This window comes from Deltaproteobacteria bacterium GWC2_65_14, from assembly GCA_001797615.1.
Lineage (GTDB): Bacteria > Desulfobacterota > Deferrimicrobia > Deferrimicrobiales > Deferrimicrobiaceae > GWC2-65-14.
On sequence record MGPV01000012.1, the window covers coordinates 56,332 to 59,551 of the forward strand.

1 protein-coding gene (cut by a window edge) is annotated in these 3,220 nt (G+C 64.8%); it reads right to left on the reverse strand.

Translation table 11 applies throughout. The features are described 5' to 3' along the window. Positions 1–2,250: the 5' portion of a hypothetical protein gene (locus A2X88_02885; protein OGP35402.1), read on the reverse strand. Its footprint begins 468 nt before the window's first position; only the first 2,250 of its 2,718 coding nucleotides appear in the window; its start codon is at positions 2,248–2,250; its stop codon lies beyond the left edge, outside the window. Positions 2,251–3,220: the final 970 nt, after the last annotated feature.

The following is a 3,220-nucleotide window of genomic DNA, read 5'->3' on the forward strand; positions in this document are numbered from 1 at the left end:
AAGACGCTGCATCCCGCCGTATCCGGGGATGATCCCCAGCTTGACCTCCGGCTGCCCCAGGAGGGCGTTCTCCGTCACGATCCGATAGTGGGCGCTCATCGCCAGCTCGTTTCCGCCGCCGAGCGCGAACCCGTCGACGACGGCGACCACGGGGATCGGGAGATTCTCGAGCTCGGTGAACAGGGCGATGTTCTGCGAGGCGATGCGCGCAATCTCCTCCGCGGGTTTCCCGGAAAACTCCCGGACGTCCGCACCGGCCACGAACGCCCTTCCCGCGCCGCACAGCACCAGGGAGCGGACCGGTCTCCCTTCCAGAGTCCCCAGCGAGCCGGCTTCGCGGACGACGGCGGCAAGCTGCGCGAGCAGCTGCGCGTTGAGGGCGTTCAGCGCTTCCGGCCGCGTGAGGGTGACGATTCCCACATCCCCCGCCAGGCGGATGTCGAGAAAGCGCTCCGCGGAGGGATCGGCTCCCCGCAGCTTCTCCCCCCGGAAGATCTCCTCGTACTCCCGGATCGACCGCCCCGGGCGGTCGGCCTGGACCAGCGCCACTCCCTTGGGCTTGCTCATCGTGCCGTCCAGCATCTTCTGCTGGATCCCGGGGAGTCCGGGCAGGGTGCCGATCTCCAGGTCCTCCTGCTCCATGACGATCTTCCCTTCGGAGAGGAGGCGGAGAACCTCTTCCGCCTGGTCCGCCCGGTACATGTGGGAGCCCAGGACGGAGAGATTCGACGGCCCCCGCGCCACGATGATCCCGCAGGGCATCGCGTCCCGTTCGTCGTAATCGCGCAGGATGAAGGTGCTGAAATGGAGGGTGGACCGGTCGGTCCGCTCGACGATGAAGTCCGGGCTTTTCCTCGGTCCGAAGATCCCCCAACAGGCCTTCCCCAGCGCCTGGGCATGCTTCATGAACCCCGTGGCATACTCCGGGTTCGGGCGCCCGTCGACCGTGAGCGGGTCGGGCATCTCCTCCGGGAGGGAGAGAAGATCCCGGTCGATCACCCGGGAGGAGGGAATTCCCATCCGCTCGAGCGCGGCGAGTCCCCGCTTCTCCTTCGTACGGGAGGCGACCACGGCCAGCTCCGCGCTCCGCGAGAGCGCGGCCCGGGCGAATCCCCGGGAGTAGGCGTCCGCACCCCAGATCAGTCCGCGGCGGCCCGGGAGGAGGCCGATCTCCGACAGGATCGCCTCGGGCGCCGCCCGCCGGAAGAGGATCTGCTTCTGCCGCATCCAGACCCATCGGGCATCCATGACGAACCGGCGGCCCGCATGGAAGAAGGTCAGCCGGTATTCCCCCTTGAGCGCCAGGCCGGTGGCCCCGAAGAAGGCGAGGGCGCCGCCCGGGGCGAGGGCGGAGACGAGCAGCGGAAAATTGTCTCCTCCGGTGTGCTCGAACACGTGGTCGACCGGCCGGCCTCCGTTCGCCTCGAACACCGCGTCGCGGAACGGCTCCGTTCGCTTCATCCATTCCTGTTCGCCCATGCCGGACGGGATCCCGCCGTATGCTTCCCTTGGGATCGAGCGGCGGTTCACGAAGGCGTCCGCCATCCCCCGCCCGATGAGGGAGTTCGCCAGCTCCGGGTTGGAACCCACGAGGATCACCTTCGCGCCGAGCGCCTTGGCGATCTGGATCCCGGCGAAGCTGGTCCCCTTGCCCCCACCCATGACGAGCACCGATTCCCCCGGGGCGACCTGGAGCCGTTCCGCGATGGCCCGGTACGCCGTCCCGTAGGTGAGCAGCATGGCGGCGAGCTGTTCCGGCGTCTGCGCGCGCAGGGAGGGCGGGACCGGGAACGCCCGCTCCTCGTCGACCGTGGCGAACTGGGCATTGAACCCGTCGTGGGTCTCGTACCCCCGGATATTCCGTCCCGTCCAGGAGTCGAGGATCACCGCCTGTCCCACCTTCACCCGGGTTACCGCCGGGCCGGCGTCCACCACGATTCCGAGGGCGTCGCTCCCCGGGATGTGCCAGGTCGCGCTGTCCCCCCGGCCGAAGACCGGCACCGGGAGACCCAGGGAGGCGAAGTTCGTGTTGAAGTTGGGACCGGTGGCCAGGATCGCCACGAGAACCTTTCCCGCGTCGGGGGGACGAAGCCGGGCCAGGGGAACCTGCTCGAACCGGAGCGCCTCGGAGGGAGGTCCATACCTGTCCCGGTGGATGACCAGGGCGTGCATTCCGGGGGGAAGTGGGGTTCCCAGGATCGGCGGTTCGGAGAGGGGCCAGAGTTCCTGCATCCTGCTGGATCCGGACATTTAACCTCCTTTGGGTGAGGACCGGACCCGCTTTCGGCAATCCGGCGAAAGGTACAGGTAGGATTCCAAAACGATGTACCGGATTCAGGAAGAATACCATATTCCGCCCACTCATTCACTTTGACGAAACCCGGGCGGGGAAGGTATACTGAAAATACTCCAGGCAGGAACCTCTGGTCTTCGGCAACGCACGGAAGAACATTCCAGTCCTTTCTGAAAGGAAAGGAGGTAGCCATGCTGGATGTCCTGTTCTGGGCGTTCTTCGGTATCGGTTTCTTCGTGATGCTGGCGATGATCGTGTCCGCCTTCCTTTCGATCCGGGACGGCAGAAGGGAAAGGGATGCGTGGAAGGATCTCGAGGGAAAATCCTCGTTTCTTCGCCGGTGATCCGGGAAGCCATGAGTGAGATTCAGCCTTTCGGTTGCAAGTGTTTCCCATTGTGGGAATTTTTTTTCACAGGATTCCGGGACAGGGTGTATGTTCTTTCAACCTAATTAACTGAAAAGCGTACGGTATATCTGAATCGAAGAACAAGGCGTGTTCTTTGCAGATTGCCTACCCATGCGTGGTTTTCCGGTGTATTGCGTCTCTCCGGCCGATGGCACTGTCGTGCGTGTGGGCTCGATCCTCGAGTTACGGAAAAGCCAAAGGAGCATGAACCGGGTCGCGCTCGCAAAGCTGGCCCAGAGGATTTTTTCCCGGGATCCGGGAGACATCATCTACCTCGGATCGCAGTCTGCACTGGAACGCGCCGAATTCCTCCCCGAAACCGACCTGGCCGACTCCGCCGGATAAACGGATCCGTCGTGAAGATTCCCCCGTGTTTCGCAGGTACGTCCCGCCATCTCATCCGGGTACGGAACGGCTCCCGGTAGGCACCCAGTGCACCGTCTCGCAAATACCTTGGCATTCGAGCGCCGCTGCAGGGGGCCGGTCCCCGGAAGGGTTTCGTCGCGAGACAAGGGAGACC